Here is a 21143-nt window from a genome sequence, read left to right on the forward strand (position 1 = left end):
TTCTCTTGGCCTCCCTCCCCCCGAGGCCGAACAGGTTCGAGCACGCAGTACGCGACGTAGGAGCAATCCTGTCATCCCGACTTCCCTTTTCTCCAGGCCTCCCCCCCAGAGGCTGAACAGGTTCAAGCACGCAGTACGCGACGTAGGAGCAATCCTGTCATCCCGACTTCCCTTTTCTCCAAGCCTTCCCCCTCTCCCGAGGCCGAACAGGTTCGAGCACGCAGTACGCGACGGAGGAGCAATCCTGTCATCCCGACTTCCCTTTCCTCCAGGCCTCCCCCCTCTCCCGACGCCGAACAGGTTCAAGCACGCAGTACGCGACGTAGGAGCAATCCTGTCATCCCGACTTCCCTCAGAAAGGTCTGCACTTGTTGTGCTGGCCTTTTGCTTTTGGGCAACCCTTCATGCCGGACCAGAGGCCTGGATCCAGCGCGACCGCTCTTGTTCCCCGGCCTTGCCCTACTCCTTCACGACAGGAATAAGATTATCATCCGCCACCCGGTCGATGAGCTTGTTGTAGGGGTCGATGCCCGCTTTCTCGGGGAGCGCGTCTACGTACACCACGATGGTGTGCTCGCCGGGCGTCAGCCAGCGCTTCTCCAGAAAGAGCGGTTGCTTCTCCACCAAACCCTGAGCGTTGGTGCCATCCGGACCGAAGACCCCGATCTCGATCAGGCTAGGTGCTGTGGGGCGGGCCTTTTCTTCTCCGGAGCCTTCGTAGCTGATCTTGCGCGTGTCGACCTTCAGCGTTACCCGGTACTTGCCATTGGCCTCTGGGGTAGGTGCGTAGACGGCAGATAGGGCGCGGTTTTCGTAGAGGGTGATCTCGGCGAAGCTTTCCCGGAGGAAGTACTGCATGGAATCCGGCGTAACGGACTGAATGAAGCCATACCAATCGGCCGTAGTGGCGAAGGGTGGATCTTCCTTCAGGGCGAAGCTATCCAGGAAGGCAGCAAAGCCTGCGTTGAGGCGGTCTTCGCCGATGTAGTCGGATAGGGCGTACATGATCAGGCCGCCTTTGCGGTACCAGACGTAAGCCTGGGTGTCGTTGTCCAACAGGGTTTTCTCGAACTTGCTTTCGCCGCTGCGCCCCCGCAGGTAGCTATCGAGTTCGTACTTCAGGAATTTGCCCATGCTGGCCTCGCCGTAGCGCTCTTTGGTGACCATGAGCGAGCTGTATTCGGCCATGGTTTCGGCGATCTGGTTGGCTCCCCGGGTGGCGCTGGGGGCAATTTGGTGGCCCCACCACTGGTGCGCTACTTCGTGGGCCGTGACGGTGAAGGCGTAGTCGTTGTCCGCCGGATCCCGGAAGTCTCCCGTCCAGCCGAAATCTTCTGCGTAGGGGACGGTATTGGGGAAGGACTGGGCAAAGGTGGCGTAGCGGGGAAACTCCAGAATCCGCAATTGATCGAACTGGTAGGGACTAAAGTTTCTGGCGTAATAGGCCAGGGATGCTTTGGCCGAAGCCATGAAGCGATCAAGGTTGCGGTCGTGGTTCTTGTGGTGGAAGATTTGAATTTTGACGTCGCGGCCGTTGGTGTTCCGGTAGACGTCTTCCAGCACTTCGTAGTTGGCGGAGGAGATGTTCCAGAAATTCTGGATTTTGCCTTCGTTGGCGTACTCGAAGTAGCGGCGGCCGTCTTTTTCGTACTCCTTCGTCAGTTTGCCCGGGGCGATGGCGATTTGATCGGGGGCCGTACTGACAGTGGCTCTGAAGGTGACGAAGTCGGAATCGTCGCCAAACAGCAGCGTGGCGCGGCCCTGGGCATCGTCCTGGGGCGGCAGGTCGTAATCCCGGATTTCGAGGCCGCGCTTTTTGCGTTCCAGGTCGGAGCTGATGCCCGCCCCGCTGGGGTAGCCGAAGCCGGGGAAGATGGAGTTGTTCAGAAAGGTGCCGTTGAAGACGATGTCGCGCTGGTAGCCTTCGTTTGGGAAGGCCCCGAAGCCACCCTCCACGACCATTTCCATCAGCGCGCTTTCCCCCGGCTCCAGTGGATCGGCCAGGTGGTAAATTTCGAAATCGAAGTCCTCTTCCCGCTGCACCAGTTCGGGCGCGATGCCGTCGATGGTAAAGACCGACATGATGACCGTTTTTTGGTCGTAGCTGTGGTTGATCAACAACGTATCGATGGCCGTGGCCCCCTTGTTTTTGATGCGGAACAGGCCGCGGGCTTTCACGTTGCGTTGTTCCGGGACGAGGTCGACGAAAAGCTCAGTATCCGTGATTTTGGGCTGGAGGAAACCATCGTACTTGCGGTAGCTTTTTTCGAAGGCCTCCTGTTGGTCGAGGCTTTCTTCGTTGGAAGTGTAGGTGTTTTTTACGCTCACGTTGTTGTAGATCGTGAAGCCGGAAAGGGCAAACACCGCCAGGGCCGCCGCAATGCCGAGGGCTGGTTTCAACCCCCAATCCTGGCCGAAGCGCTGGAAGCGGCTCTTCCACGCATTGTCCGTCCCCCGCGCCCAGAACAAACCACTGAGGATGAGCAGTACGGTACCGAAGGCCAACCAGTACACGTTGAACCAGCTGACTGAGCGTACGAAGTGGCCAAAGCCATTCATATCGGAAATGAGGTAGCCCGGCCGGCTGCCAAACAAAAACATGTTGTAGTCGATCTCCAGAATTGCCGGCACAAAGAACACCACGGCGTAGGTGCCAATGGCAACGACGTGGCCCAAAAACTTGCTGTTCACCAATACGTGCACAAAAAAGGCCAGCGACATCAGCACCAGGTACTGCGGCCAGGTGAGCAGATAAAGATCGGTGAAGTATTGCCCGAAGTCGTAATCGAAATACCCCTGTACCGTTTGGTTGAACACCCCGAGTATCCACACCATCGTCACCAGCAGGAAGGTGACCAGCACCATGGTCATTAGTTTGCCCCCGTAGATCGCCCAGCTGGGCACCGGCAGCGCGTCGCTGATCTGATCAAACTTTACCGTCCTGTCGCGGTGCACCACCTCGCCGGTGTAGAAGACCAGGATGACCAGCACGAAGAAGATGTAGGTCTCGTTCTTCATCTCCAGCATCGTGTAGGTGGTGGGCAGGCTGGGCGTACCGTAAATGGTGCTGCCAAACCAGCCGTCGAAAAACAGGAACAGGAGGGCCCCGGAGATGATCCCCGCGAAGTAGGGGTCGCGGAGGATCGACTTGAACTCGATCCAGGCCTGGGCAAACATGTGGCGGACGTAGCTGACCCCGTCAAACCTTTGCTGTACCGGAGGGATGGGCACTGCACCTGCGGCCGCGCCCCGGTTAAACTCTCCGGAAACGGCCTTTTTTACTTTTTCTGCCTTACCCCCCAAAAAGCGGACAAATTCAAAACGGAAAAGGGTAAACAACAGCAAGGCCAGGGCGATGCCGGGCCACAGCAGGCGGTTGATCAGCAAGTTACCCGTCAGCGGCGCATGAAAGGTATTCTGCTCCGGCGGGGTCAGGTATTTTGTCACCTCCTGAAATCCAAAAAGCCCGAAGGGGTCGATCAGCGAAACCAGGGACTGGTTTTCCAGGTCACTCGCCAGCGTTCCCGCCACCAGGTAAACGATGAAAAAGAGGATGCTGCCAACGTAAGACACGAAGATCTTGCGCGTCAGCGCGACCAGGCAAAAGAAGAAAGTGCCCGTAAAAATCAGGTTTGGCCAAAGGTAAACGGTGGTGCCGTAGACGTAATCGGCCAGCCGCAACGGACCGAACCGCTCCGGCTCCTCCCACTCCAGCAGGGGCCCCAGCGAGTAGCCAATCATCAAGCCCAGCACCACCCCCAGGCTGATGGCTAATAGTGTGACGAGCGACCCCGCGTAGCGACCCAGCAAATAGCCTTTCTCGGAAACCGGGTAGGTGAAGTAGTAATCCTGCACCCCGTGTTCGATATCGCGGTACACCGGCACGCCCATCACCGCCGAGGCGATCAGGACGCCGAAGATGCTCACCGTCATGAGCAGGTTGGCGACGGTGACGGCGGAATTGGCGAAGGCTTTTTCGGAGCTGGCGTTGGCCCCGTTGGCCGCCAGCAAAAAGCCGAAGAGCAGCAAGATGCCGAAGTAGGCCCAGGTGGCCGGCCGCGTGAAGCGGTACTTGAGTTCGAATTTCAGAATTTCCAGGAACATGGAGGAGCGGTTGAATGGTGGGCAAGAGGGAGCAAGGGGCTACTTGATGGGCTGCCGTTTCGGTCAGACCAGTTCCAGTTCCATTCGTTCGCCGATGCGGGTGAAGTACACGTCTTCCAGGTCGGCGTTTACCGCGTGGAAGGAGGCATCCGGCTGGCTTTCGCTGAAGACGTGGATTTCCGTTTTGCCGCCCTTCAGCTGGGTGGAGATCACGCGGTGGGCTTCCAGGTGGGCGGGCAGCTCGGCCTTGTGGATGGACTTGCTCCAGATGCTGCCGTTTACTTCGCGCACCAGTTCGGCGGGGTGCCCCTTGGCGATCACCTGCCCGAGGCAGATGATGGCCATGTCGTTGCAGAGGTTGGTGACGTCTTCGACGATGTGGGTGCTGAGGATGACGATGGTGTTTTCGCCGATTTCACTGAGCAGGTTGTGGAAGCGGTTGCGCTCGGTGGGGTCCAGGCCAGCGGTGGGTTCATCGACGATGATCAGTTGGGGGTTGCCGAGGAGGGCCTGGGCGATGCCGAAGCGCTGCTTCATGCCGCCGGAGAAGGTGCCGAGGTTGCTCTTGCGTTTGTCGTAGAGGTTGACGCGATGTAGCAGGGCGGCAACGAGTTCTTTGCGTTCGGCGCGCTGGTTGATCCCCTTGAGGCTGGCGACGTGATCGAGCATGTTTTCGGCGGAGACTTTGGGGTAGACGCCGAACTCCTGCGGAAGGTAGCCAAGGATGCGGCGGACGGCATCTTTGTCTTTCAGCACGTCAATATCCCCCAGGGTGATGCTGCCCGAATCGGCTTCTTGCAGGGTGGCGATGGTGCGCATCAGGCTCGACTTCCCGGCACCGTTGGGACCCAGCAGGCCGAACATCCCGCGCGGAATCGTCAGGTTGCAGTCGTTGATGGCTTTTACGCCGTTGCCGTACGTCTTATTGAGGTGCTCTATGCGAAGTTCCATGTGCTGAGGTGATTTGGCTGCCTAAGTTCATACATCCCTTTGACTACCTTGAAAAAAACCGACCAACCCACATTTTCTTGGTACGAAGGTGGTCCGAAGGACGTCGAATAAAGGACCAGGTGGCGTGTGGTTTTGGGCGCGGCCGCAGGTGCAGTGGCAAGGACGGAAGAGCGGAGGAAACAACCAAAGCCCTCGCTCGGGCGTAGTGAAGGGTATGCGTAGCCTGATCATCATTTTCACCTTGCTCTTGGGTTACTTACCCGGCATCCCGACCTCCTCCGGGACTATCGCCTGCGTCCGCGGACAGACTACGGTACCGACGGACGAAACCCGTCCATTGGTCCTGGCCTCCGCCTCCATCTTCGCGGATATGGCCGAGGTGATTGCCGGTGGCCTGTTGCGCGTGCAGTCCATCGTCCCCATCGGCGGCGACCCCCACATCTACGAGCCGACGCCGGCCGACGTACAGCTCGTCTCCCGCGCCGACCTGGTGCTCATCAACGGCCTGACCTTCGAGGGCTGGATGAACGAGCTGATCGCCAACAGCGGCACGCGGGCCAACACCGTCATCATCACCCAGGGCATCGGCAGCATCGCCAGCGAGGAATACGCCAACTCCAGCGACCCCCACGCCTGGATGACGGCCAAAAATGGGCAGACCTACGCCCGCAACATTCGCGACGCCCTGATTGCCCTCGACCCCGCCAACCAAGACGTCTACACCTTCAACGCCGGCATCTACCTCCAGCAACTGGAGGACCTGGACGCGGAAATTTTCCAGCAAATCGAGAGCATCCCTCTGGAAAAGCGGGTTTTGATCACGAGCCACGACGCCTTTCGCTACTACGGGCGCCACTACGGCATCCGCGTGGAAGCCGCGCTGGGGACAAGCACCGACGCGGAAGTCCGCACCGAAGACGTCAACCGCCTGACGCGGATCATCCGCGAAACGGGTGTGCCGGCCATCTTCGTGGAAAGCACGATCAACCCGAAGCTCATCCGGCAAATTGCTACCGACAACGGCCTCATCATCGGTGGCAGCCTCTACGCCGATTCGCTGGCCGACCCATCTTTGCCCGCTGGCACTTACCTGGGCATGCTGCGCCACAACACCCAAACCATCGTGGCGGCCCTGCGCGGCGAGGCGGTGGACAGCGGCGATGGCATGGGGCCTTCGGCGGCCCGGCAGGGCGGCTTGCTTGCCATCATCCTGGCCGTGATGCTGGGCGCTTTTTTCTATATGGTTAGGCAGTTGAATACGGGGGCCTGAAGTTCCCTAGCCCTGCGTTGCTGGCCAGAATTCCCTTCTTTTGCTTTCTAAGTGCTTGTTCCATGCCGAAGTTTCGTCCACTGTATTTTCTGCTCTGCTTCGCGTTGGTGGGCAGTTTATTTCTGGGCTGCGACGGGCGGCGGGACATCCGCAGCTACTACTTCCCGGCGCGGGAGTTGACCGACGGACTGGTCTACGTCTACGAAAACACGGGGACCCTCCCGGGACCCGACCGCGAATACTGGTACTACCTGGGCGTGGACGTGGATACGGCCCTTTACCTCAGCGTAACGCGCTATTCGCCAGTTTTGGCTCCCGAGCAACAGGGGCGCGAAGAAATCCGCAACGACGGCGTCTACCTCCGCGAGTTGACCCTGCTGGGTACCGACAGTGCGGGCCTGGCCATCCCCACGCCCACTACGCTGCTGTTTAACCAGACCTTCCCCTTCTACCTGGAAGACCAGCCGACGAAGCCCTACGGCTACCGCATGCGCCTGAGCCCGCCGGACAACCCGGATGCGGTAACTTACGTCACGCTGAACCGCTACTTTGAGCGAGACACTACCATTGAGGTGCTGGGTGGCAGCTACCCGGCCCTCGTCTTTTCCCTGGCGGGCGAGGTGAGCGTGCGCGACCCGGAGGAGGGCGACATCAGTCCGCAGTTCACCGGCTACGAGATCTACGCCAAGGGATTGGGTCTGGTGGAGTACCGTCGGGAATTGGGCAACGGCAATTCGCTGGGCGGCCGCTTAGCCGCGCGGATGACGATGGAGGCGTTTTTGCGGGAGGAAGCAGAACAGTAAGCTTTCCGGCTAAACTGCGGCGGGCAGCCGATCCATAAACTGCTCTACCCGGGGGTTCATCACGGCAAACCACGCGGGCGGAAACAGGGCCAGGATCATGCAGGCCGGATAACCGGTGGGCAGCTGGGGACTTTCCTCGAAGGCCCGCAGGATCTGGTACTTCCGCGTGGCCCGGTAGTGGTGGTCGCTGTGGCGGGTGAGTTCATAGAGAAAGATGCGTCCCATTTCGTGGTTGCTGTTCCAGCTGTGGATGGGCAGTACGGGCTCGTAGCGGCCGGCAGCGTTTTGGCGGCGCAGCAGGCCGTAGTGTTCGATGTAATTGACGGTCTCCAGCATCAGGAAGCCAAACACGGCCGCGGCGATGGCTACCCATAAGCCCGTAAAGCCGAAGGAAGAGTAGACCAGGGCCAGGTAAGCCAGTTGCATCACCTGAAAGCGCAGCATGAGGTTGCGCCAGCTCAGCCAGGTCCAGCGTGGGGAGGGTGCGGTGCCTTCCTCCAGCCCAGTGTCCAATCTCTGCAGCCGTTCAGCCTCCAGCGTCCAGGCGTGCCACCAGCTCAGTACCGTGCTGCGTAGCCAAAAGGTGTAGATCGATTGGTTTTTGCGGCTGGTGGCGGGGTCGTGGGGCGTAGCGACGTAGCGGTGGTGGCCCCGGTTGTGTTCGATGAAAAAGTGCATGTAAAGGCCAAACAGCAGCAGGGCCTGCGCGAGCCACTGTTCAAAAGCCTTTTCGCGGTGGCCCAGTTCGTGGCCTACGTTGATGCCGATGGTGCCGATGAGTAAGCCGACGTTGAGGATCATCCCAGTCAGCTCGTAAGCGGCCAGCTCGCGGGTAGTCACCAGGTGCAGCAGGTACCAGACTGCCGCCACCAGGATGGGCAGGTTGAGGTAGAGCAGCCAGTCGAAAAGACTCCGCCCGGCCCGCTCCGCCTCCTCTTCCGGCGCGTGGTTTTCTGCCGAAGCCGGCAGGATAAACTCCAGCAAGGGCAGAATAATAAAGGCGACGTAGATGCTGCCAAACGACCAAATGCCCCCCAGGTAGAGCCCGAGGAAGCCCGATAGCGGCAGGAGATAAGCGAGGAGGTATTTCAGATCGCGGTACATCCTACTTTTTTTTTGATCGACGATGCAGAGGACTGGAAACGAGCGTTGGTGCACCCACCAAAGATAAGCAAGCTGTGCAAGAAAAAAGTCATTTTCCTGGGCAAATCCTCCGTAGCATTTGGCTCGCTTTTTCGTCTTTTCCTTGCTGTTGCCTGGGCCGACCTCACCCGGCACCTGCGTTTTGCGCAACTAAAGCGGACAAGTCGGGCGATAGGAATTGGCGGCCCCGGCGAAAATTCGCTAGCTTTGCCCAAAAGTCGAATACCATGGAATTTACCCTCAGTGAAGAGCAGTTGGCCGTCCGCGAAGCCGCCGCAGATTTTGCCCAACGCGTCTTGAAACCCGGAGTCATTGAGCGGGATACGCACATGACCTACCCCACCGAAGAAGTGCGGCAGATGGCGGAACTGGGCTTTATGGGCATGATGGTCAGCCCCGAATACGGCGGCGGCGGCATGGATTCGATCAGCTACGTCCTGGCCCTTGAGGAACTCTCGAAAGTTGACAACAGTTGCTCGGTCATTGCTTCGGTCAATAACAGCCTGGTCTGTTACGGCATCGAGCACTACGGAAGCGAAGCCCAGAAAGAAAAATACCTCCGCAAACTGGCCACTGGCGAGTGGGTCGGGGCCTTTTGCCTGAGCGAGCCCGAGGCTGGCTCAGACGCCACCCACCAGCGGACGACGGCCGTGGACATGGGCGACCACTACCTCCTGAACGGCACCAAGAACTGGATCACCAACGGCGGCACCAGTCGCCTCCACCTCGTCATTGCCCAGAGCAACCCCGAAGCCGGGCACCGTGGCATCAACTGCCTTTTGGTAGAAACCGACTGGGAAGGCGTGCAGGTGGGCGCTAAGGAAGACAAACTGGGCATCCGCAGTTCCGATACCCATACGATCATGTACACCGACGTGAAGGTGCCGAAGGAAAACCGCCTGGGGGAGGAAGGTTCTGGCTTCAAGTTTGCGATGCAGACCCTGGCCGGTGGCCGCATCGGCATTGCCGCCCAGGCGCTGGGAATTGCCGGCGGGGCCTACGAGCTGGCCGTTGCTTACGCCAAAGAGCGCGAAGCCTTCGGCAAACCCATTGCCGACCACCAGGCCATCGCCTTTAAACTCGCCCAGATGGCCACTGACATCGAGGCCGCCAAAATGCTCGTCTACCGCGCCGCCTGGCTGAAAGATATGGGCATGGACTACTCCCAGGCCGGGGCCATGGCCAAACTCTTCGCCAGCTCGGTGGCCATGCGGCACACGGTCGAGGCCGTCCAGATCCACGGCGGCTACGGCTTCGTCAAGGAATACCACGTCGAACGCCTCATGCGCGACGCCAAAATCACCCAGATCTACGAAGGCACCAGCGAAGTACAGCAAATCGTCATCAGCCGCGGCCTGCTAAAGGGAGACCTTTACGTACCCGTGGAGCGGTGAAATGGGAGTTTAATTGCCCGATTTTTATCCGAAAAAGGATAAGGATAGAAGCAAATTATTGGGCAATTCCCGCAGACACATTCGGGGAGCGGGGCGTATGGCTAAAGACGTGCCATCCCGACGGGTCCACTTCATTTAAGCACCCACAATATTCCTATCGCAATATCCAATGCCATATTTCATACCCCGCATTCATTTTTGGCGGAAACGGAAGTGGATCATATCAGTACCTTTTAGTGGGTAAAGGTGAAGGCATTCGTACAACGGCGATGGGAGGCTCAAAAATGAATTCTCCCGGGATGCAAAATAAAAACGTGGTGATGCTGTAATGTCAGCGAATTTTCGTATTCTTGAGGCCGCGAGGACAACGATCTTCGCGAGTAAGTCACCTTCTTGGATTGCGTCATAACTTTTGAGTTAGGACTTACTTTTTTCACTTCCACAGTTTCGCTGATTTATCAGGCGGAATTGTAGCGCACCGCCGGAGGTGTCTCTCTCACTTCTCCGGTGGTTCGTCTCTCATGACTTACTAAATCTTAACTAGAATGAATTTCATTAAATCAGTTTCCCTCGCGGGGCTGCTACTCCTGTGCATACCAGCGAGCAATTTTGCGCAAGCCCCCGACTTAGGTGTGGCGACCACTTTTTCGGTGTTTACGGGCATTGGGGCTTTTAACAACGACGGAACAAGTATGATTACCGGTGATATTGGTACGAATAATGGTGCCTTCGCCGGATTTCCTCCGGGGACCGTAGAGGGAACCATTCACGTTCTCGATGCAGTCTCTTTGCAGGCCTCTGTAGACGTAGGCCTGGCGTATGCGCAGCTTGCTTCCCTAACCTGTGATGTGGTGTTGGGCGTAGGCCTTGGTAATAACCAGACCCTATCTCCGAATGTCTACTGTATTGGCGCTGCCAGCACGCTCAATGGCGATTTGATCCTTGATGCCCAAGATGACCCTGATGCCATCTTTGTCTTCCAGATCGACGGCGCTTTATCCACGGGTGCCAATTCCCGGGTAGTGCTCATTAACGGCGCGTCCTTATGTAATGTGTACTGGCAGATCAATGGGGCCGTCGAATTGGGAAGTTTTTCCACCTTCTTGGGGACCCTCATCGCCAATGGGCAGATTGAAGCCTTGGAAGGGGCAACCATTTCAGGACGCGCACTGGCTACCGATGGGGCCATTGCGCTACACAACAACGTAATCACTCTGGGGCTACCGCCGGTTCCTTCCACCATTACTGCGAACGGGGCCATTACCTTTTGCGCGGGCGAAAGTGTGGAGCTTGCGGGGAATCTCGATGGCATTTGGAATACCGGCGAAACAACACCATCGATTACCGTGACCAGCAGTGGCGATTACTTCGTCACCAACTCCACGATCTGTAGCAGCGTGGTTTCCAACCTGACCACAGTGACGGTTAGTCCCCTGCCTACCGTCTCCGTATCTCCCGAAACGATCGCTTTCTGTGCAGGTGAAGAAGTGATGCTGGCGGTAAATGCCAGCAGCGATGGAACCTACCTTTGGTCTACCGGAGCAAGCACCCAGAGTATTGCCGTGACTACCGCAGGATCATTTTCTGTCACCTTCACGGACGTCAACGGTTGCACCGCCAGCGCTACGGCCAGTACTACAGTGAACGCGTTGCCTACGGTCGACATTACGGCAGATGGGCCTACCACCTTTTGCGAAGGCAGCTCCGTCTCCCTTTGCGCCAGCAGCAGCAGTGCTTACCTGTGGAATACGGGGGCGACAGGACAATGCATCACGGTGGCGACCAGCGGAACTTACTCGGTCACTATTATGGACGTAAACGACTGTTCCTCAGAAGCCTCCATTGAGGTAACCGTCACACCAGCACCCACCTGCGACATTACGGGCAACTTCACTTTCTGCGCCGAAGGATCAACGGAACTATATGCCACCACCGGCGCGGCCTCCTACCTCTGGAGCAATGGCGCGACCGGGCAGTGCATTACCGTCAGCAGTGCCGGAAATTACACCGTTACGGTCACCGACGCGGCGGGCTGTGAAGCAACTTGTAGCCAAACGGTAACGGAAAGCCTATTACCCGTCTGCGACATCACGGGTAACCTCACCTTCTGTGAAGGCGGATCAACGGAACTCTGCGCCACCACCGGCGCAGCCTCCTACCTCTGGAGCAACGGCGCTACCGGGCAGTGTACCACCGTCAGCAGCGCCGGAAATTATTCCGTCACGGTAACCGACGCGGCGGGCTGCGAAGCAACTTGTAGCCAAACGGTTACTGAGAACTCAGCACCTACCTGCGACATCACGGGTACCCTCACCTTCTGCGGTGGCGGATCAACGGAACTCTGCGCCACCACCGGCGCAGCCTCCTACCTCTGGAGCAACGGCGCTACCGGGCAGTGTACCACCGTCAGCAGCGCCGGAAATTATTCCGTCACGGTAACCGACGCGGCGGGCTGCGAAGCAACTTGTAGCCAAACCGTTACCGAGAGCCCAGCACCAGTGTGCAACATCACGGGGAACCTCAGCTTCTGCGGCGGAGGATCAACCGAGCTGTGTGCCTCCCCCGGCGCGGCCTCCTACCTCTGGAGCACTGGCGCTACCGGGCAGTGCATCACCGTAAACAGTGCGGGCAGTTATGCTGTCACCGTTACCGATGCGAGTGGCTGCGTTAGCACCTGCGAACGTCAGGTCGTACTAGAAGATGTTTTCCCGCCCGCGATTATCTGCCCTGCGGACGTAGCAGTCGAATGTGGCGAAAGCACGCTACCCGCAGCAACGGGGATGGCCACCGCCATTGATGATTGTTCCGCATCGCCCATTATTCGCTTTAACGACGCGGGAGGGTCGGCGGCAACTTGTCCCCAGATCGGGAGCATTGTCCGGACCTGGACCGCTACCGACGGCAGTGCGAACAGCAGCAGTTGTGTCCAGATTGTACGCATTGAAGACAATACTGCGCCTACCATCGAGTGTCCGGCAGCCATCACGGTGGCCTGTTCCGATCTAGTCCCTTCGGTCAATACGCTGCTGCTTGAGGCGTTCGACGATTGTGACCAAAATGTAGTACTGACCCACACCGGAGACGTAATTACCAATCAGGTCTGTGAAAACACCTACGATTTAAGCAGAACTTACCGGGCCACCGATGCTTGTGGCAACTTCAGCGAATGCACCCAATTGATCCGGGTGACTGATCTTACCCCGCCAGTCATCAGCATCACCAACGCGCTGTTTACCAATGGGGAGACGATTACCGTACCCTGCTTTGGTCAGGATCCCACGTGGGACCTGCCCAGCTACGATGCAGGAAGTGTTACAGCGGTGGACGAGTGTGGTGAGCCCATCTCCATCGCATTTACCCATACGCTGGAAAGCGAAGGATCGTGTGCCGAAGATGGCTACATCAGCTTGTTCCGGCTGACCTGGACGGCCACCGACAACTGCAACAACAGCAGCAGCGTGGTATTATTCCTCGCCTTGGTCGACACCATTCCCCCCGTCCTCATCGGCGTGCCGCAAGACATTACCGTCAACTGCGACGATATCCCGGCCATCCCCGACTTTGTCTACGCCACGGATGAATGTCTCTGCGCCTGTATCGTCTCTTTTGAAGAATCCTTTCCCATTTCCTCCTGCCTGGATGGTCAGGTGATCGTAAGAATCTGGACGGCAACGGACCGCTGCGGCAATAAGACCATCGCCACCCAAAACATCACGCTGGTGGATACGGTAGGTCCACAGTGGGAAATCGTTCTGCCCCAACTCCAGGGAGTAGCCGACGGAACAGTGCTGGAATACCGCTGCGAAAGTGGCGGCATCCCCGAATACTTCAACTGGTTGGACGCTGCAGCCGTGAATGCCCCAAGTTCCTGCGGAGACGCTTTCGGCCTGGCTTTTGAAACCGAAACCGTCTTTTCAACCGACTGCGCGGCGGACGGATACGTGGAGCAAAGAACCTACCGCTGGAGCGGATACGATGCCTGCGGAAACCAGTCCGTCTTCGTGCTCGTGGCCCGGGTGGTAGACCTTAAAAAACCGCAAATCCTCAATGTGCCCAAAAGCACCTGCTGGGGGGATCCCGCCTTGGAGAACATCCATGCAACGGACGGCTGTACTGACGCTACTCTTCGCTTTTGGGACACCAACGTCCCCAACGGCTGTGGAGGAGAAAACATACGGAGAACCTACGAGGCCGTTGATGCCTGTGGCAACACCTCCCGCGCCACCACTGTACTGATCCCCAACACCGGCAGCGGTCCCGTGCTTTCCCTCATCGGGATTGATCTGACCGACTGGAATCCTGGCGACACTCTTCAGCTGGAAGGCATCCCCACGCCCGGCCAGTACACTTACTTTAGCGTCGACAACCTCAGCGTTGAAAACGCCTGCAATTCCCTCACTTTGGCCTTTTCGGAAACAATAGTATCCGCTGGGGATTGCGCCAGAAATGAAGCTGCGCTGATCGAATTGGAATGGACGGCAACCGATCGCTGCGGAAACAGCAGCGTGCTGAAGATCATGGCAGCAATGACCGACGTATCTGGTCCGGAGTTTACCAACTTCGCTGCGGTCATCACCATTGGCTGCATCGACACCTTGCCAACTTTCTACGCCGTGGCCGACAGCGGCGAGGTTACCATAGTTTTCAAGGATAGCATAATTGACGGAACCTGTGAGTTTGCATATGTCGTACAGCGCAGTATTACGGCTACGGATCTGTGCGGAAACGTTACCACCTTGCAGCAGGTCATTCACGTCGGAAATGGGGAAGGCCCCACCATCGAAGGCCTGGAAGCCATCATTTGTGATGACCTCTCGATACCTGAAGTGAATGCCTACGATGCCTGCGCCGGCGTGTTTGTGCCCGTTACCATGCAGCAAGACACCCTGGAGTCGCGTTGCGAAGGCGTAGTGGTGAGAAGGACCTGGACGGCCGTCAACAGCTGCGGGAACATCACCCAGCAGAGCCAGGTGATTTTGCTGGACGATGAAGTGGAACCCAGAATTCACCTCCCCGGCAGCTCCGTCCTCCGCAGTTACGAAGCCTACGAAACCCACTGGGTGAGCCTCGGGCAGTGGAGTGAAATCGAAGCCCTGAACGCCCTCGGCGCAAACAGCGTCATCGTAGTAGACAACTGCGACCAGGCCAGTACCGCCGTATTCTCTCTGGTAATTTCCTATCCCGAAGACTGCCAATCCGCCGGATACGTAGAACAACGCTTGTACACTTGGGTAGCTAGTGACGTGTGCGGCAACGCCATGCGCTTCTACTTCACCATCAATATTGTCGACGACGTGGCACCCGTGCTACTCGGCGTACCCAGCGACCTGACCATTACTTGCGCACCACTACCCCCCGTTGCGGAGGTATTCGCAGCGGACACCCTTGATCTGGGGCCGGTTGCGTACAGCCAGACCATTGAAGACGGAGCAGAAGCTGGCGTTTTCATCGTCACCCGCACCTGGACGCTGACGGATGCCTGCGGCAATACCACAGAAAGCGTCCAGACCATCACCTGGGTGCCCGATACCTTCCTGGAGTGCAACATCATCCTGCCGGAAGACGTCGCGTGCAACTCCCACGGCGTGATTGTCCGCAGCGGCATCACCGGCGCGGTAAGCTATGACTGGGAAATCGTTGGAGAAGAGTGCTTCATCCAGCAGGGCCAGAACACCCCGGAAATTACCATTTACGTAGGGTGGTCGACCGTGAAAATTATCCTGACGGTAACGGATGCTTTCGGCTGCACTTCCATGTGCATGGTCTTCCTGGACTGCAACAGCATCTATGCGCTCGACCCCACGGAAACTTCCGGCGACGCTGCCCTTGGCCAGATTGCGCTGGACGGCATCACCGAAGCAAGCACCGAGACGCTGCAAAACTTCACTTTGCTGCCCAATCCGGCCCGCGATAATGTGTCCCTCCAATTTGATGCACCCGCCGAAGCAGACGTAGCCATTCGCTTGGTCACTGCCTACGGCGTGCTGGTCTTCCAAGACAAGATCCGCGCGCAAAAGGGTACGAATACTTACCAGGTCAACAGCTCCCAACTGCCCAAGGGCAGCTATTTGGCCCAGATCAGTACCGACCAAGGCGTACTGACCAAGGCCCTGATCATCCTGTAATCTCCCGAGGCGGCTCAGGTCGCTGGATAACTGCAAAGCGCTTGTTTGGACCATCGATGGTCTGAGCAAGCGCTTTTGTTTAGGGCGCGGCCGCAGGTGCGGTGGAACGTTGGAGGAAACGGGAGAGACTGCCAACCCTCAACACTCCCCCGGTGTTGGAAAAAATATATCTCCACCGGCTATGTTACCTCGTCCATTCCGATTCTTCCAGTACCTCACTTTGCTCTTTCCACTGCTCCTGGCATCCTGCGTCCGCGCCCAGGAAGTGCCGCCCCGCCTGGCTACCGGCTACGGCCCCCTCGACGATAAGTTGTCGCGCCTGGTGAGTGCCGACGCCAACGCCCTGAGCGCCCGCGAAGCCCGGTCCCTGAAAAATGCCGTGTTTTTAGACGCCCGCGAGGCCAACGAGTACGCCGTGAGCCACCTGCCCGGCGCCCGCCACCTGGGCTTCGATGCGCCGGATTATTCCGTCCTGGAAGGCCTCGATAAAAACCGTCCCCTGGTGGTCTACTGCACCGTAGGCTACCGCAGCGAGCGCGCCGCCGAGCTGCTCCGCAAAAGGGGTTTTACCCAGGTGCACAATCTCTACGGCAGCCTCTACGCCTGGAAACTCGCCGGCCTGCCCCTGGAAGACGCCCAGGGCAAAGCCACCAACAAACTGCACACCTACAATAAGAAGTGGGGCTCCTTCGTGCCCGATTCGATCGGCGAAAAAGTCTACTAGAACGCAATCCGGTCGCCCGGCGCCAGGCCATGGCGGGCGGCAAAGCCGGCATTGACCTCCAGCACGTAGGCAGCGGGCCCCTCGCTGGTGATGCGATCCAGGCTCTTCGGCGGGTTATCGGGCCGGATGTTGACGATGCGGTAATTGGCGTCGATGAAGATCAGGTCCAGGGGAATGTAGGTGTTCAACATCCAGAACGCCTGGGGCTCCGTGGCGGGCATGATGAAGAGCATACCCTGATCTTCTTCCATACTTTGGCGGTACATCAGGCCCTGGACGATGGATTCGTTGTCGTCGGCAATCTCGATGTCCAAAGTAGCTAAAACCTCTTCGGTCGTGCTGCGGAAGATGGTCAGGTCGCCCTCGTCAGTGAAGCGCGGCCCCGTTACGGCGGGCGTCCTCGGAATGCTCAGCAGGACGAAGGAGAGCAGGGCCAGGAGGAGCAGACCAAGGAAGAGGTAGCGGCGCAGCGGACTCTTCTTTTTGGGTTGGTACTTATCCGTCAGGGAAGGACGCTTGGGGGAAGAGGACTGCTTGGCCACGGAGCGGGAGTTTGGGAGGGGCAAATATACGTTCCTTGCAACCCACTCTCCGTTTAGGTGTTGTGGTGTTGACTTTCCGACGAAATAACACTCCCCTACGCCAATTCAGCTCCCTACTCCATGGTCGTACTCGGCGCCCCCAGCATCATTCCTTCTACTTCCGCCACTGCGGCCGTACGCCGGGCCGAAGCACTCATCCCTACGCCCTTCGGGGACTTCCGGATGCTGGCCTACGCCGATGAGCCGGATGCCTACGCTCCGCACCTGGCGCTGGTCCACCCGGAAATGAAGCCGGATACGGAAGTGATCGTTCGTATCCACTCCGAGTGCATCACCGGCGACTTATTCGGTTCCAAGCGCTGCGACTGCGGCGAGCAACTCAACCGCTCCATGCGCATCGTCTCGGCGGGCAAAGGCATCCTGATCTACCTGCGGCAGGAAGGCCGCGGCATCGGCATCATCAATAAACTGAAGGCTTACCAGCTCCAGGACCACGGAATGGACACCATCCAGGCCAACGTTCACCTCGGCCTCGAGATCGACGCCCGCCACTACGAAGTCGCCCAGGAAATGCTGGCCGACCTGGGAATCAGCAAAATCCAGCTGCTGACGAACAACCCGGAAAAAATCGAAGCTTTCGAAAACGGGCCGGTGGAAGTCGTACGCCGCTTACCCATCATCATCGACCCGGGAAAGGAAAACCTGGCCTACCTGCGCACTAAGGAGATTAGTATGGGGCATTGGTTGAAGCTGTAGTTCATAGTTCATAGTTCATAGTTCATAGTTCATAGTTCATAGTTCATAGTTCATTGTTCATAGTTCCTTTGCTCCCCTTATTCCCTTATTCCTTTATTCCCTTATTCCCTTACTTTTGAAGTTAGCACTCTTCGTTTCCGGTACCGGCTCGAACGCCCGGGTGATTATTGATCGCTTTCGGGCCCACCCCGAAGATGGAGTGGAAGTGGTTTTGTTGGTGAGCAACAAAGCCACTGCGGGTGCCCTGCTGATGGCCGCCGAGCGGGACGTGCCGACGCTGGTGCTGGACCGTGAGGAATTTTACGGAGGCACTACCCTGCTGAACGACCTTGCCCGCTTTGGGGTGGACTTCATCGCCCTGGCGGGTTTTCTCTGGTTGGTCCCGGCCTACCTCGTGGCGGCCTTCCCGCAGCGCATCGTCAACATCCATCCCGCGCTCTTGCCCGCCTACGGAGGGAAGGGCATGTACGGGGAGCGGGTTCACCGCGCCGTCAAAGCCAACGGCGAGGCAGAAAGTGGCATCACCATCCACTACGTCAACGAGCACTACGACGAGGGCGATACGCTCTTCCAGGCCGCCGTTCGCCTGGAAGAACACGATACGCCCGCCGAAATCGCCGCCCTGGTGCTCCGGTTGGAACACGCCAACTACTGGCGCGTTCTCAAAAAACTGGCGGAGTCAGAAAAAATTCTTTCAACTTAGCTTATTATGTAAACTAAGTTCGTATTTTTGCTCGTCCAAAGTCCCTGCCTTATGAATATTGCCCTGGCTCAGATCAACATCCACGTCGGTAACTTCGAGGCCAACCTGGCCAAGATGCTGGAGTACACTGCGCGAGCCAAAGCTCAGGGAGCCGACATCATCGCTTTCCCCGAACTGGCCACGGTAGGCTACCCTCCCCGCGATTTTCTGGAATTTTCCGACTTCATTGACAAGGCCGAGCACGTCATTGCCGAGCTGGCCAAGGCGGCCGACGGCATTGCCATCGTGGTGGGCTCCGTTTCCCGCAACCCTGTGGTGGAAGGCAAAGACCTCTACAACAGCGTCTATTTTCTGGCCGGCGGGCGGGTCCAGCAAGTCCAGCACAAGACCCTGCTGCCCACCTACGACATTTTCGACGAGTACCGCTATTTCGAGCCCGCCTCCGAATGGGGCGTGGTTCGTTACCAGGATAAGACGATTGCAATGGTCGTCTGTGAAGACAGCTGGAACGTGGGCAACGAAAACCCGCTGTACAAGATCAACCCGATGGACCAGATGATGGCCTACCAGCCCGACCTGATCATCAACGTTTCGGCCTCGCCCTTTGCCTACGACCACGCCGCCGAGCGCATTGAGGTGCTCCAGACCAACTGCCGCCGCTACAACCTCCCCATGTACTACGTCAACCACGTCGGGGCCCAGACGGAGGTGCTCTTCGACGGGGCATCGATTGTTTTGCACGCCGACGGGACGGTCATTGACGAGATGCCCTACTTCCGCGAAGCCATGCGGATTTACAACACGGAGGAAGTCAATGCCAAGGACAACGTCAGTGGCGAAGTACCCAAAGACAAGCTGACCCTCATCCACGACGCCATCGTGATGGGCATCCAGAACTACTTTGGCAAGCTCGGTTTCCAGCGGGCGATCCTGGGGTTGAGCGGTGGCATTGATTCGGCGTTGGTGGCAGTGTTGGCCGCGCGGGCACTGGGGCCGGAAAACGTCCGTTGCATCCTCCTGCCGAGCCAGCACAGCTCCGACCACAGCGTCAACGACGCACGGCAGTTGGCCGAAAACCTGGGTTGCCAGTACGACATCGTACCCATCGAAGGCATTTACGACGCTTACCTGGAGGCACTGCGGCCGCACTTCTGGGGCACGGCCGAGGGCCTGACCGAAGAAAACCTGCAGGCCCGCGCCCGGGGGATGCTGCTGATGGCCTTCAGCAACAAGTTTGGCCACATCCTGCTCAACACCAGCAACAAATCGGAAATGGCCGTCGGCTACGGCACGCTCTACGGCGACATGTGCGGGGGCTTGAGCGTGATCGGCGACCTCTACAAAACCGAGTGCTTTGCGCTGGCCCGCTACATCAACAAAGACGGCGAGGTCATCCCCGCCAACATCATCAGCAAGCCGCCGAGTGCGGAGCTTCGCCCGGGGCAGCTCGACTCGGATAGCCTGCCGCCTTACGACTTGCTCGACCAGGTCTTGTACCAGTACATCGAAAAGCGGCAGAGCCCGCAGGACATCATCGCCATGGGCTTCGAGGAGGCGCTGGTGCGTAAGACCCTGCGGCTGGTCAACATCAACGAGTTCAAGCGGTACCAGACGGCGCCGGTGCTGCGCGTGAGCAGCAAATCTTTCGGCATGGGCCGCCGCATGCCCATCGTGGCGAAGTACCTGAATTGATGGATTTTTGGGCGCGGACGCAGGTGCTGTGGCCGCCCCCCGGGGAGAGCAATGGAAGGCCGCCTGGTCCGTTGGCCCGGACTTCCCCCGCTACCTGCGACTGGCCTCTGCACCTGCGGCCGCGCCCCAAACATTTCCCTTAAACCTTAAACCATTGACGCCATGAAAGGAGCCATTATTGGGGACATCGTGGGCAGCCGCCTGGAACGCAGCGGGCCGAAAACCACCGATTTTGACCTCTTCACCACCCAGTGCCGCTTTACCGACGACACTGTTCTGACCATTGCCGTGGCCGACGCCATCCTCCACCAAAAGGACTACGGCGAGAACATCAAAGCCTACGCCCTGCGCTACCCCGAAGCGGGTTACGGCGGGACCTTCCGGCAGTGGATGCGCGACGAACTGAGCGAACCCTACGCCAGCTGGGGCAATGGCTCGGCGATGCGGGTGAGCCCGGTGGGTTGGTTGTTCAATGACCTTGACCGGGTGCTGGCGGAGGCAGAAAAATCCGCGCTACCCACCCACGGCCACCCGGAAGGCATCAAGGGCGCGCAGGCCATCGCGAGTGCGATATTTCTGGCGCGGCAGGGCGCTGGGAAAGAAGACATCCGGCAATTCATCACCGACCGTTTTGGCTATCGGCTCCGCCGGACGGTGGAGGAGATTCGGCCGGACTACGTCTTTGACGTCAGTTGTGCGGGGAGTGTCCCGGAGGCCATCATTGCTTTTCTCGACGCCCGCGACCTGGAAGACGCCATCCGGCTGGCGGTGTCTTTGGGCGGAGATACGGACACCCAGGCGGCCATGGCGGGCTGTATCGCCGAGGCCTTCTTCGGCGGCATCCACCCCCGGCTCGAAGACGTGATGAATGCCTTTTTACCGGCCGAATTTATCGACACCATTGCCGCATTTGATGCGGCGATGGAGGTGGGCTGA

13 protein-coding genes are annotated in these 21143 nt (G+C 58.4%); 9 read left to right on the forward strand and 4 right to left on the reverse strand.

Going from position 1 to position 21143, the window contains the following annotated elements:
- Positions 1 to 459 precede the first annotated feature (459 nt).
- Positions 460 to 4104 carry an ABC transporter permease/M1 family aminopeptidase gene (locus tag H9S92_RS16020; RefSeq protein ID WP_187467702.1) on the reverse strand — a complete coding sequence of 1215 codons (3645 nt, stop codon included), beginning with the start codon at positions 4102 to 4104 and terminating at the stop codon, positions 460 to 462.
- 63 nt (positions 4105 to 4167) lie between these two features.
- Complete coding sequence (locus tag H9S92_RS16025; protein WP_187467703.1) at positions 4168 to 5055, reverse strand: ABC transporter ATP-binding protein; 888 nt, start codon at positions 5053 to 5055, stop codon at positions 4168 to 4170.
- A gap of 214 nt (positions 5056 to 5269) precedes the next feature.
- On the opposite strand from H9S92_RS16025, the gene H9S92_RS16030 reads away from it, so the two are divergent.
- Together H9S92_RS16030 and H9S92_RS16035 are read left to right on the forward strand one after the other, a co-directional pair.
- Entirely contained in the window at positions 5270 to 6325 is a 1056-nt protein-coding gene (locus H9S92_RS16030; protein ID WP_187467704.1) for a metal ABC transporter solute-binding protein, Zn/Mn family, read from the forward strand.
- Between the two features lie 62 nt (positions 6326 to 6387).
- Positions 6388 to 7128, forward strand: coding sequence for a hypothetical protein (locus H9S92_RS16035; RefSeq protein ID WP_187467705.1), 741 nt, complete (start codon positions 6388 to 6390; stop codon positions 7126 to 7128).
- Positions 7129 to 7137: 9 nt separating this feature from the next.
- Here H9S92_RS16035 and H9S92_RS16040 read toward each other — a convergent pair whose 3' ends face one another.
- Entirely contained in the window at positions 7138 to 8232 is a 1095-nt protein-coding gene (locus H9S92_RS16040; protein ID WP_187467706.1) for an alkane 1-monooxygenase, read from the reverse strand.
- Positions 8233 to 8498: 266 nt separating this feature from the next.
- On the opposite strand from H9S92_RS16040, the gene H9S92_RS16045 reads away from it, so the two are divergent.
- The 3 genes from H9S92_RS16045 (at position 8499) to H9S92_RS16055 (ending at position 16514) form a co-directional block, all read left to right on the forward strand.
- Positions 8499 to 9665 (forward strand): acyl-CoA dehydrogenase family protein, encoded by a 1167-nt coding sequence (locus H9S92_RS16045; RefSeq protein WP_187467707.1) that lies wholly within the window; start codon positions 8499 to 8501, stop codon positions 9663 to 9665.
- Positions 9666 to 10210: 545 nt separating this feature from the next.
- Entirely contained in the window at positions 10211 to 15790 is a 5580-nt protein-coding gene (locus H9S92_RS16050) for an ice-binding family protein (protein WP_187467708.1), read from the forward strand.
- A 181-nt stretch (positions 15791 to 15971) separates the two neighbouring features.
- Complete coding sequence (locus H9S92_RS16055; protein ID WP_187467709.1) at positions 15972 to 16514, forward strand: rhodanese-like domain-containing protein; 543 nt, start codon at positions 15972 to 15974, stop codon at positions 16512 to 16514.
- Here H9S92_RS16055 and H9S92_RS22695 read toward each other — a convergent pair.
- Positions 16511 to 17056 (reverse strand): DUF192 domain-containing protein, encoded by a 546-nt coding sequence (locus tag H9S92_RS22695; protein WP_187467710.1) that lies wholly within the window; start codon positions 17054 to 17056, stop codon positions 16511 to 16513. The genes H9S92_RS16055 and H9S92_RS22695 overlap by 4 nt on opposite strands.
- A 120-nt stretch (positions 17057 to 17176) precedes the next feature.
- On the opposite strand from H9S92_RS22695, the gene ribA reads away from it, so the two are divergent.
- The 4 genes from ribA (at position 17177) to H9S92_RS16080 (ending at position 21143) form a co-directional block, all read left to right on the forward strand.
- Entirely contained in the window at positions 17177 to 17812 is a 636-nt protein-coding gene (ribA, locus tag H9S92_RS16065) for a GTP cyclohydrolase II (RefSeq protein ID WP_187467711.1), read from the forward strand.
- Positions 17813 to 17927: 115 nt separating this feature from the next.
- Complete coding sequence (gene purN / locus H9S92_RS16070) at positions 17928 to 18515, forward strand: phosphoribosylglycinamide formyltransferase (protein ID WP_187467712.1); 588 nt, start codon at positions 17928 to 17930, stop codon at positions 18513 to 18515.
- A 51-nt stretch (positions 18516 to 18566) separates the two neighbouring features.
- The gene (locus H9S92_RS16075) at positions 18567 to 20207 is read left to right on the forward strand and encodes an NAD+ synthase (protein ID WP_187467713.1); all 1641 of its coding nucleotides are present in this window, start codon (positions 18567 to 18569) and stop codon (positions 20205 to 20207) included.
- A 162-nt stretch (positions 20208 to 20369) separates the two neighbouring features.
- Positions 20370 to 21143, forward strand: coding sequence for an ADP-ribosylglycohydrolase family protein (locus H9S92_RS16080; RefSeq protein WP_187467714.1), 774 nt, complete (start codon positions 20370 to 20372; stop codon positions 21141 to 21143).

It is taken from the genome of Neolewinella lacunae (assembly GCF_014349155.1).
Classification (GTDB): Bacteria; Bacteroidota; Bacteroidia; order Chitinophagales; family Saprospiraceae; genus Neolewinella; species Neolewinella lacunae.